The organism is Monashia sp. HAY1-5C, assembly GCF_056755255.1.
In genome coordinates this window covers 1-19523 of record NZ_JBPGXG010000091.1, presented here as the reverse complement: position 1 = coordinate 19523, position 19523 = coordinate 1, and the positions used below count along the sequence as shown (strand labels likewise).

Here is a 19523-nt window from a genome sequence, read left to right as displayed (position 1 = left end):
TTCATGACGTGGACGCGGTCGCTCATGAGCCGGGCGACGCCGAGGTCGTGCGTGATGAGCAGCAGGCCGATACCGGTCTGCTCCTGCAGCTCGAGGAGGAGGTCGAGGATGCCGGCCTGCACCGTGACGTCGAGGGCGCTCGTCGGCTCGTCGGCGACGATGAGGTCGGCGTCGGTGGAGACCGCCATGGCGATGAGGACGCGCTGCAGCATGCCGCCGGACAGCTGGTGGGGGTAGGCGTCGAACTGCTTGCCCGGGTTGCTGATGTGGACGCGCTCCATGAGTGCGAGCGCCCGCTCGCGGGCCTGCGCCTTCGACAGCTTGGGGTACTTGACCTGGACCGCCTCGACCATCTGGGCGCCGATGCTCCGGATCGGGTTGAGGGCCGTCATCGGGTCCTGGGGCACGAGCGCCACGGACCGGCCGCGCAGGGCGTCGATGACCTTGCGGCTGCCCGTGACGTCCTGGCCGTCGATGCGGGCCTCGCCGGAGATGACGGCGAGGTCGTCGGGCAGCAGCCGCAGGATCGCCATGGCCGTCGTCGACTTGCCCGACCCGGACTCGCCGATGATCGTCACGGTCTCGCCACGGTCCACGCTGAAGGTGACGCCGTCGACGGCGCGCACGACGCGGTCGAGGGTGATGAGCTCGACCTGAAGGTCCTTGACCTCGAGCAGGGCCATCACGCCTCCTTCGAACGGCGGACGCGGTCGCGCAGGCCGTCGCCGAGCAGGTTGACGCCGACGACGAGCAGCGCGATGACGATGCCTGGGACGGTGACGAGCCACCACCTGCCCGTGACGAACAGCTCCCGGCCGTCGCTGATGATGCCGCCCCACGTGGGGTAGGGCCGCTGGACGCCGGCGCCGAGGAACGCGAGCGCGCTCTCGAGCAGCACCGCCTGGGCGAGCAGCAGGAGCACGACGACGAGCACCTGCTGGAGGATGTTGGGGATGACGTGTCTGGCGATGATCGCGACCCGGTGCAGGCCGAGGACGCGCGACGCCGCGACGTACGGCTTCTCCCTCTCGACGAGCACGAGCGCCCGCGTGATGCGAGCCGGTTCCGGCCACTGGGCGAAGGCGATGACCGCCGTGATGACGACGATCGACGGGCCGAAGAGGCCGACGACGAGCAGGAGCATGAGCAGCAGCGGCAGCGACATCTGGGCCTCGAGCAGGCGCGAGACGATGGTGTCGGTCCAGCCCCCGAAGTAGCCGGCAGCCGCGCCCGCGGCGATGCCGACGAGGCCCGACACGATGATGGCGAGGCAACCGATGAGCAGGGAGGTCTGCCCGCCGTGCAGGACCCGCGAGAGCAGGTCGCGGCCGTTCGGGTCGGTGCCGAGGAGGTGGCCGGGGCTGAACGGCGGCAGGGCCGACTCGCTCAGCTGGCCCACGATGGGATCCGGCAGCGGCAGCCACCGGGCGAGGAGGACGGGAACCACGACGAGCCCGGCGCTGATCGCCCCGGCCCAGATCTTGATCGTGCTGTACCGGGCGCGTCGGGCCGCGGCCGACCGGCGGCGCAGCTGCGCGGTCACGGCCGAGGGGCTCGCCGTGCGGGTGCCGAGGTCCGGGCGCGTCGGCACGTCCTCCGTGCTGGCTGCGGTGCTCATGAGGTGGCCTCTCCGAGTCGGACCCGCGGGTCCATGAGCGGGTAGAGCAGGTCGACGACGAGCTGCACGAGCAGCGCGAGCACGACGGTGACGAGGACGGTGGCCTGGATGAGCGGGAAGTCGCGCTGCTTGAGGGCGTTGACGACGAGCTCACCGACCCCCGGCCACTTGAAGACGACCTCGACGATGACGACGCCGTTGAGCATCGCGGCGAAGCGCGTGCCGAGCGCCGTGACGACGGGGATGGCCGAGTTGCCGAAGGCGTGCCCCCAGACGAGGCGGCGCTCGGGCACACCGCGCGACCGGGCGACCGTGAGGTAGGGCGCCGTGAGGTTGGCGACCATCTCTCGGCGCACGAGACGCGAGATGAGCGCCACCTGCAGGATCGCGATGGTCACCGTCGGCAGGATGATCGCGCTCACCGTGTCGAACCCGGCCGGCGCGAACCAGCCGAGGTTGACGGCGAAGACGATGAGCAGGACGAAGCCGATCCAGAAGTCCGGCATCGACTGGCCCGCGATGGTGGCGATGTTCGCCCCGAGCTCGGGACCGGTGTTGGCGCGGCGGGCCATCCACACCCCGAGCGGGATCGCGACGACCGTCGTGAGCAGGATGGCCGCGACCGCCAGGGTGATGGTGTAGGGCAGCCGCTCCATGACGACGTCGAGGGCCGGCTGCTTGAAGAAGAACGACGTGCCGACGTCCCCGTGGAACAGGTGTGACAGGAAGGTCGCGAACTGGACCCAGATCGGCTGGTCGAGCCCGAACTCCCGGCGGATCGCCTCGAGCTGGGCCGACGTGGGGTTCGGTGGTGCGTAGTTGGCGGCCGGGTCGCCCGGGGCGAGGCGCAGCAGCACGAAGACCGACGCGGTCGCCAGGAAGGCGGTCAGGACCGTCTGCCCGATGCGCTTGAGGACGTAGTTCAGCATGGGGTCACCTGCAGGTGGGGCGCGTCACGCGGAGACGGTGACGGACCCGAGGTCGTAGGAGTTGATGGCGCGCAGCTTGAGCGTGGTGACGCGCTTGCGCTTGGCGAGGACGTTGTTCGGCGTCCAGGCCCACAGGGCCGGCCACGTGGCCCAGATCTTCTCCTGGGCCTGCTTGAGCAGCTCGTCGCGCTTCGTCTCGTCGGCCTCGGCACCGGCCTGGTCGAGGATGGCGACGATGTCGGGGAAGACGTAGCCCTGGTAGGTGTCCTTGGTCTTCTCCTTGGCGGGCGTGCCGCCGTACTGGCCGACGAGGTTGGTCAGGGCCAGGCCGGTCTGGTTGCCGTAGCCGTTCGCGAGCACGTCCCAGTCTCCCGCCTCGCCCCGGCGCCAGGCGTTGATCTCGCCGCCCTTCGGGATCATCTTCAGGGTGGCCGTGACGCCGACGGCGGCGAGCATCTGCGAGATGGCCTCGAGGACGCGCGAGGCGCCGGCGAACTCGGAGTCCTCCCAGATGAAAGTCAGCTTGAGGTCGGAGACCCCCGCGTCGGCCAGCATCTTCTTGGCCTTGGCCGGGTCGTACACGTACTCGCCGGTCTTGGCGTAGCCCGCGAGAGTCTTGGGCACGACGCCCTCGGCCGAGCTGACCTGGCCGTTCATGAGGGCCTTGATGAGCGAGTCGTGGTCGATCGCGTAGGTCAGCGCCTCGCGGACCTTCGGGTCGGCGAGGGGGTGGCCGGCGGGCTTGCGGAAGTTGTAGAAGAGGTGGATCAGGCGGGTGCCGGGCGTCTCGATGACGTCGACGTCGGCGTTCGTCTTGAGCGAGGCCGCGGACTCGGGCGTGATGGTGTCGATGACGTCTGCCTGGCCGGAGGTGATGGCGATGACGCGCGCGCCCTCCTCCTCCTGGTAGGAGACGTTGACCTCCTCGAGCTTGGCCTTCTCGCCCCAGTAGTTCTCGTTGCGGGTGAGGCGGTAGGTGCCGGTGCCGGTGTCGGCCGAGGCGATGACGAACGGGCCGGTGCCGAGGCCGGTCGACAGCTCCTCGGCCTTGTTGTCCTTGGCCGGCGTGATGAGGATGTTCGACATCAGCGAGTTGAGGGAGACGACGGGGACCTTGGTCGTCAGCGTGAAGGTCTTGTCGTCGACCTTGCTGAAGGTCGGCTGCTCGGGGAACTGGGAGGCGACGTAGCCGGCCGGCACCTGGAAGTAGAGCTTGAGGGCGGTCTCGACGTCCTCCACGGTGACCGGGGACTTGTCGGAGTAGTGGATCCCGCTGCGAAGCTTGACGGTCCACTCCGTGGGCTTGGTCTGCTCGAACGACTCGGCCAGGACGAGCTCGGGCTTGAGGTCGTCACCGATCTTGGTGAGGGCCTCGCGCACCGCACGCTGGACCGTGACCGCCGCGTCGTACTGGTTCAGCTTGTTGTCCAGGCTGACGAGGTTGCGGTTGAGCACGATGCTCAGCTTGCCTCCCGCGGCGGCGGCACCACCGGTGCTCGCGTTCGTCGCCGACTTCGGGCCCGCGCACGCCGCGATCGCGGGGGCGAGGAGCGCCCCGGCGCCCGCGAGGGACGCGAACTTCAGCATCGACCGGCGGGAGACCTCGCGCACCGGCTGGTCGGGCTGGGGAAGCGGTGCTGGCGTGTGGGGCATCTGGACTCCTCGTTGAGTTGGCCGAGACCGCAACTGCGCGTTGTGCGCCGTTCGGGATGACCCAACCGTCGCACCATTGCGCGAAATGCGCAAGACCTGTACCGTCAATTTTCACGAGCGAGCCTCGCTGCACCAGCCGCTCCCCCGCCGGGCGAGATGGTCGCGGACGCTTGGCTCAACGAGGGGCAGGGACGCCCGAAGCCTTGTCTCACAAGAACTTTTCCGACATTCGGAGGACGGGAGGCACGATGCGAAGCACGCCAGAGCTCGCCGTCGTCGCCGACGACCTCAGCGGTGCCGCCGAGTGCGCTGCGCACGGACTCTTGCGCGTTTCGCGCAGTGTTCCGCTCCGCCTCCTGGCGACGACCGACGCCACGACGACGGCCGCCGCCGTCGCTGACGGGTCGGCCCGTGTCGTCGTCGTCGACACGGATGCGCGTACCCTCGACGACGCAGCCGCCCGCGACCGAGTCCGGGCCGCAGGCGATCTCGTGTCCGGTGCTTGCGTCGTGGTCCAGAAGGTCGACTCGCTCCTGCGCGGCAACGTCGCGGCCGAGGTCGCGGCGCTCGCCGAGCGTCTGGGCCGCACGCCGGTCATCGCCGTCGCCAACCCGGCCCTCGGACGGACGGTCACGGGCGGCGTCCTCCACGTCGGCGGTGCGCCGTTGCACGAGACGACGCTCTGGGCGGTCGAACCCACCCCGCCACCGACGAGCATCGCCGAGGCGTTGCGCACGATGCGCACGGCCCTGGTGCCGCTCGACGCCGTCCGCGGCGAGGTGGCGACTCTGACGGACGCGCTGCGGCAGGCCGTCGCCGAAGGCTGCGCCCCCGTCTGCGACGCCCGGGACGACGCCGACCTCGATGCCGTCGTGGCCGCGGCACAGACCGCGTTCGGCACGCCGCTGCTCGTCGGTTCCGGTGCCCTGACCGCCGCAGCGGTGCGCGCCCTTCCGGGGCCCGGAGGGGACGGGGCACCGGCGGAGGCGTCGCGCCCGGACGCGTCGGCCGGGACCGGGTGGCTCCCTGGGCTCCCCCACGTCGGCTCGCTGCTCATGGTGCTCGGCACCCGCACGGACACCGTCGCGGCGCAGCTCGACGAGGTCAGCCCCCTGGCGACGAGCCAGCTGCTCGTCGACCCGACGATGCTCCTGTCCGACCCGGCCGCCGTGCGGAGCGAGGTGGAGGCGCTCGGACGCGAGGGTCTCGCCCTCGTCGCGCTCGACCCGGCCGCCCCCGCCGACCCCACCGCATCCACGCGCATCGTGGCAGCGCTCGCCGACGCCGTCGCCGCCGTCGCGGACGGCTTCGACGCCGTCTTCCTCGCCGGCGGCCAGACGGCACGCGCCGTCCTCGACCGGCTCGGCACCGACGCGCTGGAGGTCGTCGCCTCGCTCGGCAGCGGCACCGTCGTGAGCCTGCGTCGCACCACGGACGGCGTCACGACACCCACCCGGGTCGTCGTGACCCGCCCCGGCAGCTTCGGCGACGCCGACGCCCTGCGCCACGTCGCCGAGCAGCTCCTGGCGACGGCCGCTCCGCTCCCTGCACGCCCTGCATCATCCCTGCCCGCAGAAAACGACTCACCCCACCCCCCGTCGCGCACCCGCGCCACCCCCGAGGAGAACCGATGAGCCCCGTCCTACCCCGCATCGCCGTGACCATGGGCGATGGCGCCGGCATCGGTCCGGAGATCATCGTCCGCGCACTGTCCGAGCCCGAGGTCTCCGGGCTCGCGCGGACGGTCGTCGTCGGCGATGCGCTGCGGCTCAAGCAGGCCGCCGACATCGTCGGCGCCGCCGTCGACATCGTCACGGTCAACGACGTGGAGGAGGCCGAGGAGGTCACCGGCCGGATCAACGTCATCGACCTCGGGATGCTGCCGGCCGACCTTCCGTTCGGGCAGCTGTCGGCCGTCGCCGGCAACGCCGCGTACCACTACGTCCGCGTCGCCGCCCAGCTCGCCATGGCCGGCAAGGTGCAGGCCATCTGCACGGCGCCGCTCAACAAGGAGGCGCTGCACGCCGGTGGCCATGTCTTCCCCGGCCACACCGAGCTGCTCGCCCACCTCACCGGCACCCCCGAGGTGTCGATGATGCTCTCGACCGAGAAGGTCAAGGTCATCCACGTCACGACGCACATCGGGCTCCTCGACGCCGTCGAGCGCATCGAGCCGGGCCTCGTCGAGAGGGTCATCCGCCGCGGCCACAAGGCGCTCGTCGACGCCGGCACCCCGAACCCCAAGATCGGCGTCTGCGGCATCAACCCGCACGCCGGTGAGAACGGGCTCTTCGGCCACGGCGAGGAGGAGACAAAGATCAACCCCGGCGTCGAGGCCTGCCGCGCCGACGGCATCGACGTGCACGGTGCGCTGCCCGCGGACACGCTCTTCTTCCTCGCCGGCCGGGGCGACTACGACCTCGTCGTCGCGATGTACCACGACCAGGGCCACGGGCCGGTCAAGGTCCTCGGCCTCGAGGCCGGCGTCAACGTCACCATCGGCCTGCCGGTCATCCGCACCTCGGTCGACCACGGCACGGCGTTCGACATCGCCGGCAAGGGCATCGCCGACCACCGCTCGATGATCGAGGCGTTGCGGCTCGGCGCGGAGATGGCGCCGCGGCCCGCCGACGCCTAAGGTGCCGCTCGTGGCGAAGCAGAGCGCACAGACCCGCCGTGGCGAGATCGTGCGTCTTGCCACGACCAGCGGCCTGGCCAGCGTCGAGGACCTCTCGGACCAGCTGGGCGTCACGCCGTCGACCATCCGTCGCGACCTCGCGAAGCTGACCGCACAGGGCAAGCTCGCCCGGACCTACGGCGGCGTCATGAGCCTCTCGCACCACCCTGAGGCCTCGCTGCGGCAGCGGCTCGGCGAGGCGCACGAGGCCAAGCGCGACATCGCACGGTGGGCCGCGGCGCAGGTCGAGCCCGGAGAGACGGTCCTGCTCGACGCCGGTTCCACGACGGGCGCGCTCGCCGACGCCATGAGCCGCACCCCGTCGCTGACCGAGCTCACCGTCGTCACAGCCGGCATCAGCGCCATGTCGACCCTCGCCGAGCGCCCCGGCATCGACGTCATCGCCCTGGGTGGGCGGCTCCGCCCGCTGAGCCAGGCGTTCGTCGGGCCGCTCGCCGAGGCCGCGGTCCAGCGGCTGTCGTTCGACCGTGCCTTCATGGGGGCCGACGCCGTCCACGCCGAGCGAGGCATCTGCGAGGCCGACCTCGAGCAGACGCGGCTCAAGGAGCTGATGATGAGCCGTGCGGAGCACACCTACGTCCTCGCGCACGCGGACAAGATCGGCCAGTCCCCGTTCCACGCGTGGGCCGTCATGCCGTCCCGATGGACGCTCGTCACCGACGCGTCGGCCGACCCGGACCGGCTCGAGCGGTTCCGGGCCAACGGCGTGGAGGTCGTCGTCGCCCCGCGGCGCGGCTGACCCCGTCGGCCCCGCCCAGGTCTCGGCGTCAGTAGTCCAGCGGGCGGGAGATGACCCAGTCCCGCACCTCGGGCAGGTCCTCGAGGTGCTCGACGATGTACTCGCCGTGCCGCGCCAGCTGCCTCTGGCACCAGGCCTGGAGGTCGCTCGCACCGCGCACCTGACGGCCGGCGTTGTTGATGGCGTCCATGACGAGGTGGTACCGGTCGACCTCGTTGCGCACGACCATGTCGAAGGGTGTGGTCGTCGTGCCCTCCTCCTTGAAGCCGCGCACGTGGAACCGGTCGGCGTCGGGCCGGCCGTGGACGAGCTGGTGGATGGCGCCGTGGTACCCGTGGAAGGCGAAGACGACGTCGACGTGGTCGGTGAACAGCTCCGCGAAGCGCACGTCGTCCATGCCGTGGGGGTGGCTGCGGGGGCGGGACAGGGTCATCAGGTCGACGACGTTGACGACCCGAACCCGTAGCTGCGGCAGGCGTTCCCGCAGGATGTGCGCCGCCGCAACGACCTCCATGGTCACGACGTCGCCGGCGCAGGCGAGCACGATGTCGGGGTCCCGGTCACCGTCGTCGGTGCCGGCCCAGTCCCACGTGCCAGCGCCGACCCTGCAGTGCTCGACGGCCTCGTCGATCGTGAGCCACTGCGGCTGCGGCTGCTTGTCGATGACGATGCAGTTGACGTAGTTGCGCGAGCGCAGGCAGTGGTCCGCCACGGAGAGAAGGCAGTTCGCGTCGGGTGGTAGGTAGATGCGGGCCACCTCGCCCCGGGCGTTGAGGACCGTCTGCACGAGGCCGGGGCCCTGGTGGGAGAAGCCGTTGTGGTCGTTGCGCCACGCGGTCGAGGTCAGCAGGATGTTGAGGCTCGGCACCGCAGCGCGCCAGTCGAGCCGACGCGCCTCCTGCAGCCACTTGCTGTGCTGCACCGTCATCGAGGCGCTGACCATCGCGAACGCCTCGTACGTGGCGAAGAGCCCGTGCCGGCCGGTCAGCGTGTAGCCCTCGAGCCAGCCGTGGCAGCTGTGCTCGGAGAGCACCTCCATGACCCGGCCGTCATGGGCCAGGTGGTCGTCACCGGGGTCCACCCGTTCGGCCAGCATCCGGTTCTCCACGTCGAACACGGCGTCGAGGCGGTTGCTGTGCGTCTCGTCGGGGCAGAAGAGCCGGAACGTCGTGGGGTTGCGGCGGTAGGTCTCGCGCAGCAGCTCGCCGAGGGCCCGGGTGGACTCGGCACGCGTCGCGGCCGGCTGCGGGACGTCGCGAGCGAAGTCGCGGAAGTCGGGCAGGTCGAGCGGCTGCGTGAGCAGGCCGCCGTTGGCGTGCGGCGAGGCACTCATCCGCAGCTCGCCCTCGGGGTTGGCCGCCCGGACGAGGTCCACCGGCGCGCCGGTGTCGTCGAAGAGCTCCTCGGGCCGGTAGGAGCGCATCCACTCCTCGAGGAGGCGCAGGTGGTCGGGGTCGTCGCGCACGCCCGACAGCGGCACCTGGTGCGCGCGGAAGGTGCCCTCGACCCGGACCCCGTCGACCTCGACAGGCCCGGTCCAACCCTTCGGCGTGCGCAGCACGACGAGCGGCCAGCGCGGACGCGTGCCGGCCCCTTGCGAGCCGCGGCCCCGCGCCGCGTCCTGGATCGTCGTGATGCGCTCGTAGGCCGTCGCGAGGGTCGCCGCGAAGCGCTCGTGCATCCCGGGCACGTCGGCCCCCTCGACCTCGAGGACCTCGTAGCCGTGCCCCTCGAGGAGGCTGCGCACCTCGCCGGGGTCCTTGCGGCCGAGCACGGTCGGGCCGGCGATCTTGGCCCCGTTGAGGTGCAGGACCGGCAGCACCGCGCCGTCGCGGGCCGGGTCGAGGAACGAGATTCCCTTCCAGGACCCTTCGAGCGGGCCGGTCTCGGCCTCGCCGTCGCCGACGACGGCGAGGGCGAGCAGGTCGGGGTTGTCCATGACGGCCCCGAAGGCGTGGACGAGGACGTAGCCGAGCTCACCCCCCTCGTGGATCGACCCGGGCGTCGTCACCGACACGTGGCTCGGGATGCCACCGGGTGCCGAGAACTGCCGGAAGAGGCGACGCATCCCCTCGGCGTCCTGCGTCACGCGGGGGTACACCTCGGTGTACGTGCCCTCGAGGTAGCCGGCGGCGACGAGGGCCGGGCCACCGTGGCCGGGCCCGGTGAGGTAGATCGTCTGCTGGCCGGTGTGCCGCACGAGACGCGACACGTGTGCGTAGACGAACGACAGGCCGGGGCTCGTGCCCCAGTGGCCGAGCAGGCGCGGCTTGATGTGCTCGGCGGCGAGCGGCTGGCGGAGCAGGGCGTTGGCCTGCAGGTAGATCTGGCCGATGGTGAGGTAGTTGCTGGCGCGCCACCAGGCGTCCAACGACGCGATCTCCTCGGCGGTGGGAGGGGGCAGGGTCGTCGTGCGCATCGCGTCACCTCTCGGTCAGGGGTACCGTGCCGGCCCCTCGACTCTCACCGACCGCCGAGCCGCACGCAAGGGACGCCAAGTCGCGCCGGTGAGACCGGGCGGAGGCGCGCGTCCGGGCACGGCAGGGGGCCGGTCCCGGTGGAACCGGCCCCCGACGTCGGGCGGACCGTGGGTCAGTGCTCGCCGGTGACGGCGTCCTTGACGTCCTCGCCGGCGTCCTTCAGCTGCTCGCCCCGCTGCTTGAGGTCGGCCTTGGCCTGGTCCCTCTCGCCCTCCGCCTCGAGCCGCTCGTTGTCGGTGACCTTCCCGGCGGCTTCCTTGGCCTTGCCCTTCAGGTCCTCGCCGGTGTTGCGTGCCTTGTCCTCGGTACCCATGAGGGCTCCTTTCTCCGATCGGTCACCTGAGACCTACCCCGATCACCCTCTCCATCACCACCGACGCGTCCGGGCCCCGGCAGGACGGACGCGACGTCGGTGGGCTTTGCGACACTGGAGCCGTGAGCAGCGCTGACCCCGACCGCCCCGAGAGCCTCCCCTCGGCGTCCACCGCCTCGAGCGACACCAGCCGGGGGCTCCAGACCCGGGACCTGAGCCGGTTCGCGTACCTGTCCATCGCGGCAGCGGTCGTCACCATCACGCTCAAGGTCCTCGCGTGGCGGCTGACCGGGTCGGTGGGTCTGCTGTCCGACGCCGCCGAGTCGGTCGTCAACCTCGTCGCCGCGGTCGCGGTGCTCATCGCCCTCAAGGTCGCCGCCATGCCGGCCGACAAGAACCACCACTTCGGGCACACCAAGGCCGAGTACTTCTCGGCGGCCATCGAGGGCGTCATGATCTTCGTCGCCGCGATGCTCATCATGTGGTCGGCCGTCGAGCGCTTCATGCACCCGCAGCCGATCGAGAACGTCGGCATCGGCCTCGCCGTCTCCGTCGTGGCCTCCGTCGTCAACGGTGCCGTCGCGTTCGTCCTGCTGCGTGCCGGTCGGCGCTACCGCTCGCTCACACTCACCGCCGACGGCAAGCACCTCATGACCGACGTGTGGACCTCGGCGGGAGTCATCGTCGGCGTCCTCGTCGTCGCCCTCACCGGCATCGAGCGGCTCGACCCGGTCGTCGCCTTCCTCGTCGGTCTCAACATCGTGTGGACCGGCTGGAAGCTGATCCGCGAGTCCACCGAGGGGCTCATGGACATCGCGATGTCGAAGGAGGACAACGCCGCGATCGCCGGGATCCTGTCGCGTTTCGTCACCCGCGAGGTCCACTTCCACGCGTTGCGCACCCGCGAGTCCGGCCACCACCGGTTCGCCGAGGTGCACGTGCTCGTCCCCGGTGCCTGGACGGTTCGGCAGGGCCACGACCTCGTCGAGGAGGTCGAGGCGACGGTCCACCGCGACTTCGGCGACATCGCGCTGACCTGCCACCTCGAGCCCCGCGAGGACCCGCGCGCGTACGGCGACTACCCGGCCGAGTTCCCCGTCCCGACCCACGAGGACATCCTCGCCGCGCACGAGACCGGCAAGCCCTCGGGGGGCGCGACGCGGTGACCGCCTCGCACGTCGTCGTCCCCTCGCCCATCGGCGACCTCACCGTCGTCGCCGAGGACGGCGCCGTGACGCACCTGCTCATGGACGCCGCGAAGTACCGCCCCGGCGAGGACGTCCTCGGTGAGCCGGCGGACCCGGCCGACGAGCCCTTCGCCGCGGCCGCCGTCCAGCTCGCCGCCTACTTCACCGGGGCGCTGACCGAGTTCGACCTGCCCCTGGCGCCGCGCGGCGACGCCTTCCACCAGCGCGTGTGGGCGCTGCTGCGCGAGATCCCCTACGGCCAGACCCGCTCCTACGGGGACCTCGCACGAGCCCTCGGGGACCGCAACCTCGCCCAGGCGGTCGGCACGGCCAACGGGCGCAACCCGATCGCCGTCGTCGTGCCGTGCCATCGCGTCATCGGCGCCGACGGCTCCCTCGTCGGCTACGCCGGCGGGCTGGCGCGCAAGCGGTTCCTCCTCGCGCTCGAGGAACCGACCGCCGACGACGCGGGCCGCCTCTTCTGAGGGCGCCGTCCCACGCCCCCACCCGTCCTCGTTCACCGCTCGCCGTCCTCGGCGCTCCCTCGTCGACCCCCCCTCATCGGTCAGGTGGGCCTCCGCCCAACCCGTCAGAATAGGGACCTCACACACCCACGGGCCGGAGCGTCTACAGGGCATGAAGCGACCGTTCGAGCAGGCCGTGACCGACCACGGGGCCGTCGTGCTGCGCGTGTGCCGCGCCGTCCTCGGCCCGGCCGAGGCCGACGACGCGTGGTCCGAGACGTTCCTCGCGGCCCTGCGGGCCTGGCCCGACCTGCCCGACGACGCGAACGTCCGGGCCTGGCTCGTCACCATCGCCCATCGCAAGGCCCTCGACGTCGCCCGTGCCGGCGCGCGGCGAGCGCTGCCGGTGGCCGTGGTTCCGGAGTCGACGGCCCCCCGCGGCGACGAGCCCGACGCCGCGCTCCCCGACGACTGCCTGTGGGCTGCGCTGGCGGCGCTGCCGGACAAGCAACGACGCTGCGTCGCCTACCACCACGTCGCCGGCCTGCCCCACACCGAGGTCGCGCGCATCGTCGGCGGCACGCCGGCGGCCGCACGGCGCGCCTCCGCGGACGGCGTCGCCCGGCTGCGCTCGACCTACGCCCTCACGGAGAGGTGAGACCCATGACCCCGACGACCCCGACGGCTCCGGATGCCCGGACCTCGCCGACGCCCGGAACCGAGCCCGACCACACCCTCGCCCGCCTGACCCGTCCCGCCGGTGACGACGCGGCCCGGCTCGACGCGCTCCATGCGGCCCTCGTCGAGCGGGCGGCGGCGGCCTCGGTCCTCGACGCCACCTACCGCATCGTCGAGTCGCCCCTCGGCCCGTTGCTGCTGGCGGCGACGGAGGCGGGCCTGGTCCGCGTCGCCTATGCCCTCGAGGACCACGACCGGGTCCTCGAGACCCTCGGAACCCGCGTCGGGTCGCGGATCCTCAAGGACGCCAGGCGGTTCGACGACGCCGCCCGCCAGCTCGACGAGTACTTCGCCGGGAACCGACGCAGCTTCGACCTGCCGGTCGACCTCCGTCTCGCGCACGGCTTCCGGCTCGAGGTGCTGCGCCACCTGGGCGCGATCCCGTACGGGTCCACGGAGAGCTACGCGCAGGTGGCCTCCGCCGCGGGCAGCCCGAAGGCGGTCCGCGCCGTCGGGTCGGCCTGCGCGACCAACCCGCTGCCGATCGTCGTCCCGTGCCATCGCGTCGTCCGGTCCGACGGCGCCCTCGGCGGCTACCTCGGCGGACTGCCCGCCAAGCAGACGCTGCTGCACCTCGAGGGTGCCGCGTGACCTGGCCGGTGCGACGCACCCGCGTCGTCTACGAGAACGCGTGGATCCGGGTCCACGAGGACGCGGTCGTGCGCCCGGACGGTGGCGACGGCGTGTTCGGCGTCGTGGAGGTGCAGAGCCCGGCGGTCTTCGTCGTCGCCCTGACCGACGCCGACGAGATCGTGCTCATCACGGTGGACCGGCACACCGTCGGGCGGTCCGTCGAGGTCCCGGCGGGCGGCACCGACGGCGAGGACCCCCTTGCGGCCGCCCGCCGGGAGCTGGCCGAGGAGACCGGCCTCGCCGCCCGCGAGTGGCGCCCCGTCGGCATCATGAACGCGCTCAACGGTGTGTGCCGGGCTCCCGAGCTGGTGTTCCTGGCAACCGGCCTCGGGCCGGCGCCGGGGTTCGCCGGGTCGTCCGGTGTTCGGACGCGCGCCGAGGAGGGCATCCACGGGGTGCGCCGGGTCCCGGTGGCCGAGGTGCTCGACCTCGTCCGTGACGGCGGCATCACCGACGGCGAGACCGTGGCGGCTCTCATGTTCGCCCTGGCGCACCTGCGCCGGGTGTCGTGACCCGACCGGGTGCGCCGTCGGCCCACGTCGTCGCGACGACGTGCAACGCTTCGCCGGGCTCGCGTGTCCATGGGGTGTACGACACCGTGAAACCCTGACGAGCGACCTGACGGACGACCCAGGCGGGAGCACATGAGACGGAGGGACGAGGCGGCGTTCCGCACCTTTGTCGAGGAGCGGCAGACGATGCTGCGCCGGCGCGCCTACCTGCTCTGCGGCAACTGGGCCGACGGCGACGAGCTCGTCCAGGAGGCCCTGGCGCGCGTGTACGTGGCCTGGCCGCGGATCGCCGACGGGGCCCAGACCGCCTACACGAGGCGCACCATGATGAACCTCTACCTCAACGACCAGCGCAGGCGTCGCCGCGAGGTGCTCACCGACGAGGCTCCCGAGCCGCTGCCGTCGCACCCGTCCGCCGGCGACCACGACCGTGAGCTCGCGATGACGCTGACCGACCTGCTGCACGGGCTGCCGGAGAAGCAGCGCGCCGTCCTCGTGCTGCGGTTCTGGGAGGACCTCACCGTGCCCCAGATCGCCGAGTGCACGGGCGTGGCCGAGGGCACCATCAAGAGCCAGATCTCCCGGGCCCTCGCGGCCCTGCGTGAGCGGCTCGCCGAACCACCGCTGTCGGGGGCAGGAGCCGTGACATGAGCGAGGACCCGATGCGCCGACCCGGCCCCGCCGCAGACCCGGACCCGGCCTCGACGCCGGAACCCGGCGAGCTCGAGCTGCGAAAGGCCCTCGCCATGACGAACGACCTCGAACCCCCGCGCGACGACCTCTTCGCCCAGCGCGCGCTCCTGCGTGGCCGGGCCCGGACCGCCCGGCGCCGCAACGCCGTCCTCGGCACCGCGGCCGCGGTCGTGCTCGTCGGGGTGGTCGGCGGTGGCTGGGCCCTGTCCGGCAGCCGCCCGTCCACGACCACCCAGGCGGGGTCTGCCGCGGGCGCTCCGGAGCAGCTGAGCGACACGGGCGCCGACTCGGGCGCACGGGGTCTGGCGCCGGGTGCGACGGGCTCCCCGACCCCGGGCTCCGTGCCACCGGGCGGCCCGACTGCCAAGGGCAGCCCGATGCCACCGGCCCGCGACCTGTCGGCGTTCTTCGGCACGCTGAGCACCCCGGCCACCCGGGCGTTCGACGCCGCCTCCACGACGGTGACGACCCGCTGGCCGGACGCCTTCTCCGGCGCCTACGCCGAGGACCCGGCCGGCACCACGGTCGTCGTCGCCGTCACGCGCCGCGACGCCGCGCTCGAGTCCTTCGTCAGCAGTGCGATGCCGAGCGGCTCGGTGCGCTTCGTCGAGGCCTCGCACACCTGGGCGGAGAAGGTCAGCGTCGCCGAGCGGGTGCGCCAGGACTCGCCCGTCCTCAGGGCGCAGGGCATCGTCGTCCACGGCATCGGCATCGACGCCCGTGGGGACCGCGTCGTCGTGTCCGCGGACGAGGGCTCGAGGCCCGGCGCCCTCGTCCAGCGCTACGGCGACATCGTCCGGGTCGTCGCCACGACGGCCTCCGTTCCGGGAAAGCTGCCCGACGGCGGTACGCTGCCGACGCTGCAGCACTGACCACTCTCGGGGGTCCTGCGTTCCGACGGGGGTCGAACGCGGGACGGACGCGCCCGGGCCGCGAACCCTCCCGCGCGGACCCGGGCGCGTCCCACACGCGCGGCTAGGCTGGCCGAATGCACCAGCCGAGCCCGCCGACGGCACCGATGAGCCCGCTCGACGCGCTGCGTCGCATCTGCTTCCTGCTCGAGCGCGGTCGCGAGAGCAGCTACCGTGTCGACGCGTTCCGGCGCGCCATCGAGGCCATCACCCTCATCTCCGAGGACGAGCTGCGTGAACGCGTCGAGGCCGGAACCCTCAAGCAGATCAAGGGAATCGGCGACTCGAGCGCGGCGATCATCGGCCAGGCGGTGCGTGGTGTGATCCCTGCCTACCTCGCCTCGGCTGAGGAGAAGCACGGCGCGACGCTCACCGGTGACGGCGACGAGCTCTATGCCGCGCTGCGGGGCGACCTGCATGCGCACTCGAACTGGAGCGACGGCGGCAGCCCCATCGAGGAGATGGTGCTGGCAGCGGTCGAGCTCGGCCAGGAGTGGCTGGCGCTGACCGACCACTCGCCGCGGCTCACCGTCGCCAACGGCCTCTCTCGCGAGCGGCTCGCGGCCCAGCTCGACCGGGTCGAGGCCATCAACCGCAGCCTCGGCGACGGTTTCAGGCTCCTCAAGGGCATCGAGGTCGACATCCACCTCGACGGCTCCCTCGACCAGGACGACGACATGCTCGACCAGCTCGAGGTCGTCACCGCCTCGATCCACTCGAAGCTGCGCCAACCCTCCTTCGAGATGACTCCGCGGATGGTGACGGCGGTGCGCAACCGGCACACCAACGTCCTGGCCCACTGCACCGGACGGCTCGTCACGGGTGGCCGGGGCACGCGGCCGCCGTCGACGTTCGACGCCGAGAAGGTCTTCCGCGCCTGCCTCGAGAACGACGTCGCGGTCGAGATCAACTCGCGGCCCGAGCGGTGCGACCCCCCGGACGAGCTCATCGAGCTCGCGCGCGACCTCGGCTGCCTCTTCACCATCGACTCCGACGCCCACGCGCCGGGCCAGCTGGACATGAAGTCGCTGGGCTGCGAGCGCGCCGAACGGCTCGGGATCCCGGCCGAGCGCATCGTCACGACGTGGCCGGTCGAGGACGTCCTGGCGTGGGCCAAGAAGTGACGCGAGCCGGCGGCACGAGCCTCCGGCCGGCGCCCGGGAGACGATTTGGAGGGTGCGCAGAACTCCCCTATAGTTCTCGACGTCCCAAGCGGATGGTTCGGGTCAGTCCCCATCGTCTAGCGGCCTAGGACTCCGCCCTTTCACGGCGGCAGCACGGGTTCGAATCCCGTTGGGGATACGCACGACCACAACTTCATCACGCAAGGCCCCGTAGCGCAGTTGGTTAGCGCGCCGCCCTGTCACGGCGGAGGTCGCCGGTTCGAGCCCGGTCGGGGTCGCCCTGAGCAGAGGCGCCACTCACACGAGTGGCGCCTCTCGCCGTTCCCGGCCCTCGGTCGACCGGCCGGGCCGGGCGCGCGCCCGTAGGGTGGCCGGGTGCGTATCGCGGTCCTCGACGACTACCAGGGGGTGGCGCTGTCCAGCGCCGACTGGACCCGGGTCACCGACCACCCGACGCGTCCCTGCCTGGTGGACGTCTTCCGCGACCACCTCGCAGAGCCCCGAGCCCTGGCCGAGCGACTCGAGCCCTACGAGGCCGTCGTCGTCATGCGCGAACGCACGCCGCTGCCCGCCCAGGTCCTCACCCGGCTGCCGCGGCTGCGCCTGGTCGTGACGACCGGGCGCCGAAACGCCGGCATCGACGTCGCGGCCGCCGCGGCGTCCGGCATCACGGTGTGCGGCACGGAGAGCCGCGCGAGCGCGCCGGCCGAGCTGACCTGGGCGCTCGTGCTCGGCCTCGCGCGCCACCTCCTCACCGAGGCCGAGCGGGTGCGCTCCGGTGGCTGGCAGACGACGATCGGGCTCGACCTTGCCGGCCACACGTTCGGCATCCTCGGCCTGGGCCGCATCGGCCGCCAGGTCGGGGCGGTCGCCCGCGCGTTCGGCATGGAGGTGCTCGCCTGGAGCCCGCACCTGACACCAGAGCGAGCCCAGGCGTCCGGCGCCACCGCCACGGCCCTCGACGACCTCCTGCGGCGCTCCGACGTCGTGTCGGTGCATCTGCCGCTCGTCGAGGGTGAGGGCGGCACCCGCGGCCTCCTCGGCGCCCGCGAGCTCGCGCTGATGGGCGGGTCCGCACTGCTCGTCAACACCTCGCGCGGCCCGATCGTGCAGGAGGCCGCCCTCCTCGACGCGCTCGCCTCGGGGCACCTCGGGGGCGTCGGCCTCGACGTCTTCGACGTCGAGCCGCTGCCGGCCGACCACCCGCTGCGGACGGCTCCCCGGACGCTGCTGACACCTCACGTCGGCTACGTCACCGAGGACACGTACGCGACCTTCTTCGGCGGGGTTGTCGAGGCCGTCGCCGCGTGGCTCGACGGCGCGCCCGTGCGGGTCCTCTGACGGCGCCGGCCGCGTCGTCAGCGGTGGCCGGCACGGAGGACGAGCTCGAGCTCGAAGCGCACCTCCGGGTCCTCGAGCGCGTCTCCGAACCGCTGCTTGAGCTGGGCGACCCGGTAACCGACCGTCTGCGGGTGCACGAACAGCTCCTCGGCCATCGGGGCCCGCTGGCCCTGGTGCCGCAGCCACGACAGCAGGGTCTCCGCGAGGCGCGCGCGCACGGCGGGCCGGAGACCGTCGAGGGGCGCCAGGCGCACCACTGCGAGGTCGCCGATGGCGAGCGGCTCGGAGCGCACGACGAGCTCGGCGAGCCGGTCCTCGACCCAGAGCGGGTCGGGGCCGGAGTGCGGCTGGTCGAGGGCCGGGCCGAGGCCGTGCGCGCCGGCCGAGGCCGCCAGGTGCAGCGACTCCCCCGCCGCCTGCCACGGGCGCGCCGGACCGACGACGGCCCGGCGGCCGCTGAGGGCACGGTCGAGGTCGCGGCGGCGGACGCGGCGGTTGCCGACGGGGTAGACGACGACGACGTCGGCGCCGCGCTCGGCGACGAGCCCGTCGCGGCCGATCGCGGCGCGCAGCCCCTCGACGTGGGGCGAGGGCACGAGCCCGACGACGATGCGTTCGGGCAGCGTCCACCCGACGGCCGCGGCGAGGCGCGCGACCCCGTCGCTGGAGTCGCCCCGCAGGATCATCTCCAGCAGCTCACCGCGCAGGCGCTGCTGCTCACCGGCCCGCTCGGACTGCTCCTGGGCGTACCCCTGGGCGCTGGCGGCCGACAGCTCGTCGATGTACGCGAAGAGCGACTCGCCGAGCGAGAGCAGCACGTCGGGCGGCATCTGCGACACGTCGACCGTGCGCGAGATGGCCCGGAACGTCACCCTGGCCCCGTAGCGGTACGCTGCAAGCAGGGCCTCGAGGCTGCGACCCGACCGCACCTCGCCGCGTCCGAGGTTCTCGTACACCCACTTGCCGTCCTCCGACAGCGCCGGCAGGCGGGTTCCCGGCAGGTCGAGGAAGCGGTGCAGCGCGACCTGGACCCCCTGCCGCACGCCATGGCCGAACCGGCCCTCCATGGGCATCGCGTAGACGGGGACGTCCTGGGGTATGCCCTCGATGATGGCCTCCACGATGTCGGGGACGACCGGACGCAGCACCCTGCTGATTTCGGCGGGTAGAGACAACCACGGCGGGTCGGACGTGGCGTGCGCCACTTCGGCCTCCTGCTTTTTGTCGTGAGGCAATAGATTCCTTCCTCAAAGAGTACGCCGCGACCCAAGACCTGGACCCCCCTCGAGGCCCACCATGGAGGTATGAGCCAGTTGCGAGCACTACGGCGTCTGGCGTCCGTCCTCACGACGCCCCTGGACCCCGAGGACTTCCTCGCCCTCGTCAACCCGCTCTCGTCCGCCCGCCAGCTGCGCGGCATCGTCACGCGCGTCGAGCGCGAGACCCCTGACTCCACGACCATCCACTTCCGCCCCGGTCGGGGCTGGAAC

19 protein-coding genes, 2 tRNA genes and 1 pseudogene are annotated in these 19523 nt (G+C 72.3%); 15 read left to right on the top strand and 7 right to left on the bottom strand.

Going from position 1 to position 19523, the window contains the following annotated elements; genetic code table 11:
- From ACR9ZK_RS14290 to ACR9ZK_RS14275, 4 genes are all read right to left on the bottom strand, one after another.
- Positions 1–683 (bottom strand): ABC transporter ATP-binding protein (locus tag ACR9ZK_RS14290; RefSeq protein WP_481342606.1); only part of this gene is annotated, 683 nt, incomplete at its 3' end.
- A complete protein-coding gene (locus ACR9ZK_RS14285; RefSeq protein ID WP_481342605.1) occupies positions 683–1618 on the bottom strand; it encodes an ABC transporter permease in 936 nt (311 codons plus the stop codon). The genes ACR9ZK_RS14290 and ACR9ZK_RS14285, both read right to left, overlap by 1 nt.
- The gene (locus ACR9ZK_RS14280; protein WP_481342603.1) at positions 1615–2547 is read right to left on the bottom strand and encodes an ABC transporter permease; all 933 of its coding nucleotides are present in this window, start codon (positions 2545–2547) and stop codon (positions 1615–1617) included. Before ACR9ZK_RS14280 ends, ACR9ZK_RS14285 begins: the two co-directional genes overlap by 4 nt.
- A gap of 24 nt (positions 2548–2571) precedes the next feature.
- Complete coding sequence (locus tag ACR9ZK_RS14275) at positions 2572–4200, bottom strand: ABC transporter substrate-binding protein (RefSeq protein WP_481342602.1); 1629 nt, start codon at positions 4198–4200, stop codon at positions 2572–2574.
- A 248-nt stretch (positions 4201–4448) separates the two neighbouring features.
- Here ACR9ZK_RS14275 and ACR9ZK_RS14270 point away from each other — a divergent pair, with 248 nt between their 5' ends.
- From ACR9ZK_RS14270 to ACR9ZK_RS14260, 3 genes are read left to right on the top strand one after another with little or no spacing between them, the layout of a single operon-like run.
- The gene (locus ACR9ZK_RS14270; protein ID WP_481342601.1) at positions 4449–5834 is read left to right on the top strand and encodes a four-carbon acid sugar kinase family protein; all 1386 of its coding nucleotides are present in this window, start codon (positions 4449–4451) and stop codon (positions 5832–5834) included.
- A complete protein-coding gene (pdxA, locus tag ACR9ZK_RS14265) occupies positions 5831–6838 on the top strand; it encodes a 4-hydroxythreonine-4-phosphate dehydrogenase PdxA (RefSeq protein WP_481342600.1) in 1008 nt (335 codons plus the stop codon). Before ACR9ZK_RS14270 ends, pdxA begins: the two co-directional genes overlap by 4 nt.
- Positions 6839–6848: 10 nt before the next feature.
- On the top strand, positions 6849–7637 hold the full coding sequence (locus ACR9ZK_RS14260; protein WP_481342599.1) for a DeoR/GlpR family DNA-binding transcription regulator: 789 nt from the start codon (positions 6849–6851) through the stop codon (positions 7635–7637).
- Positions 7638–7665: 28 nt separating this feature from the next.
- On the opposite strand, the gene ACR9ZK_RS14255 is transcribed toward ACR9ZK_RS14260, so the two are convergent.
- Positions 7666–10056: a phosphoketolase family protein gene (locus ACR9ZK_RS14255; protein ID WP_481342598.1), complete on the bottom strand. Its 2391-nt coding sequence runs from the start codon at positions 10054–10056 to the stop codon at positions 7666–7668.
- Between the two features lie 173 nt (positions 10057–10229).
- Entirely contained in the window at positions 10230–10430 is a 201-nt protein-coding gene (locus ACR9ZK_RS14250; RefSeq protein WP_481342597.1) for a CsbD family protein, read from the bottom strand.
- A 122-nt stretch (positions 10431–10552) separates the two neighbouring features.
- Here ACR9ZK_RS14250 and ACR9ZK_RS14245 point away from each other — a divergent pair, with 122 nt between their 5' ends.
- The 11 genes from ACR9ZK_RS14245 to ACR9ZK_RS14195 all read left to right on the top strand — a co-directional run bounded on the left by ACR9ZK_RS14245 (position 10553) and on the right by ACR9ZK_RS14195 (position 18033).
- On the top strand, positions 10553–11596 hold the full coding sequence (locus ACR9ZK_RS14245) for a cation diffusion facilitator family transporter (RefSeq protein WP_481342596.1): 1044 nt from the start codon (positions 10553–10555) through the stop codon (positions 11594–11596).
- On the top strand, positions 11593–12102 hold the full coding sequence (locus tag ACR9ZK_RS14240) for a methylated-DNA--[protein]-cysteine S-methyltransferase (RefSeq protein WP_481342595.1): 510 nt from the start codon (positions 11593–11595) through the stop codon (positions 12100–12102). The genes ACR9ZK_RS14245 and ACR9ZK_RS14240 overlap by 4 nt, the downstream gene beginning before the upstream one ends.
- 151 nt (positions 12103–12253) lie before the next feature.
- On the top strand, positions 12254–12739 hold the full coding sequence (locus tag ACR9ZK_RS14235; protein WP_481342594.1) for an RNA polymerase sigma factor: 486 nt from the start codon (positions 12254–12256) through the stop codon (positions 12737–12739).
- 5 nt (positions 12740–12744) lie between these two features.
- Positions 12745–13410: a methylated-DNA--[protein]-cysteine S-methyltransferase gene (locus ACR9ZK_RS14230; RefSeq protein WP_481342593.1), complete on the top strand. Its 666-nt coding sequence runs from the start codon at positions 12745–12747 to the stop codon at positions 13408–13410.
- On the top strand, positions 13407–13964 hold the full coding sequence (locus ACR9ZK_RS14225; RefSeq protein ID WP_481342592.1) for an NUDIX domain-containing protein: 558 nt from the start codon (positions 13407–13409) through the stop codon (positions 13962–13964). The genes ACR9ZK_RS14230 and ACR9ZK_RS14225 overlap by 4 nt, the downstream gene beginning before the upstream one ends.
- A gap of 132 nt (positions 13965–14096) precedes the next feature.
- Positions 14097–14615, top strand: coding sequence for a SigE family RNA polymerase sigma factor (locus ACR9ZK_RS14220; protein WP_481342591.1), 519 nt, complete (start codon positions 14097–14099; stop codon positions 14613–14615).
- Positions 14612–15529, top strand: a complete 918-nt coding sequence (locus tag ACR9ZK_RS14215) for a hypothetical protein (RefSeq protein WP_481342590.1) — start codon at positions 14612–14614, stop codon at positions 15527–15529. The genes ACR9ZK_RS14220 and ACR9ZK_RS14215 overlap by 4 nt, the downstream gene beginning before the upstream one ends.
- 116 nt (positions 15530–15645) lie before the next feature.
- On the top strand, positions 15646–16692 hold the full coding sequence (locus ACR9ZK_RS14210) for a PHP domain-containing protein (protein WP_481342589.1): 1047 nt from the start codon (positions 15646–15648) through the stop codon (positions 16690–16692).
- A gap of 105 nt (positions 16693–16797) precedes the next feature.
- Positions 16798–16870, top strand: a tRNA-Glu gene (locus ACR9ZK_RS14205).
- A 26-nt stretch (positions 16871–16896) separates the two neighbouring features.
- Positions 16897–16970: transfer RNA gene (locus ACR9ZK_RS14200), tRNA-Asp, on the top strand.
- Positions 16971–17067: 97 nt separating this feature from the next.
- Positions 17068–18033 (top strand): D-2-hydroxyacid dehydrogenase family protein, encoded by a 966-nt coding sequence (locus ACR9ZK_RS14195; RefSeq protein ID WP_481342588.1) that lies wholly within the window; start codon positions 17068–17070, stop codon positions 18031–18033.
- A 17-nt stretch (positions 18034–18050) separates the two neighbouring features.
- Here ACR9ZK_RS14195 and ACR9ZK_RS14190 read toward each other — a convergent pair whose 3' ends face one another.
- Positions 18051–19238, bottom strand: a complete 1188-nt coding sequence (locus tag ACR9ZK_RS14190; RefSeq protein WP_481342587.1) for a PucR family transcriptional regulator — start codon at positions 19236–19238, stop codon at positions 18051–18053.
- A gap of 99 nt (positions 19239–19337) precedes the next feature.
- On the opposite strand from ACR9ZK_RS14190, the pseudogene ACR9ZK_RS14185 reads away from it, so the two are divergent.
- Positions 19338–19523 (top strand): annotated as a pseudogene (locus tag ACR9ZK_RS14185) (ferredoxin reductase); the annotation flags it as partial.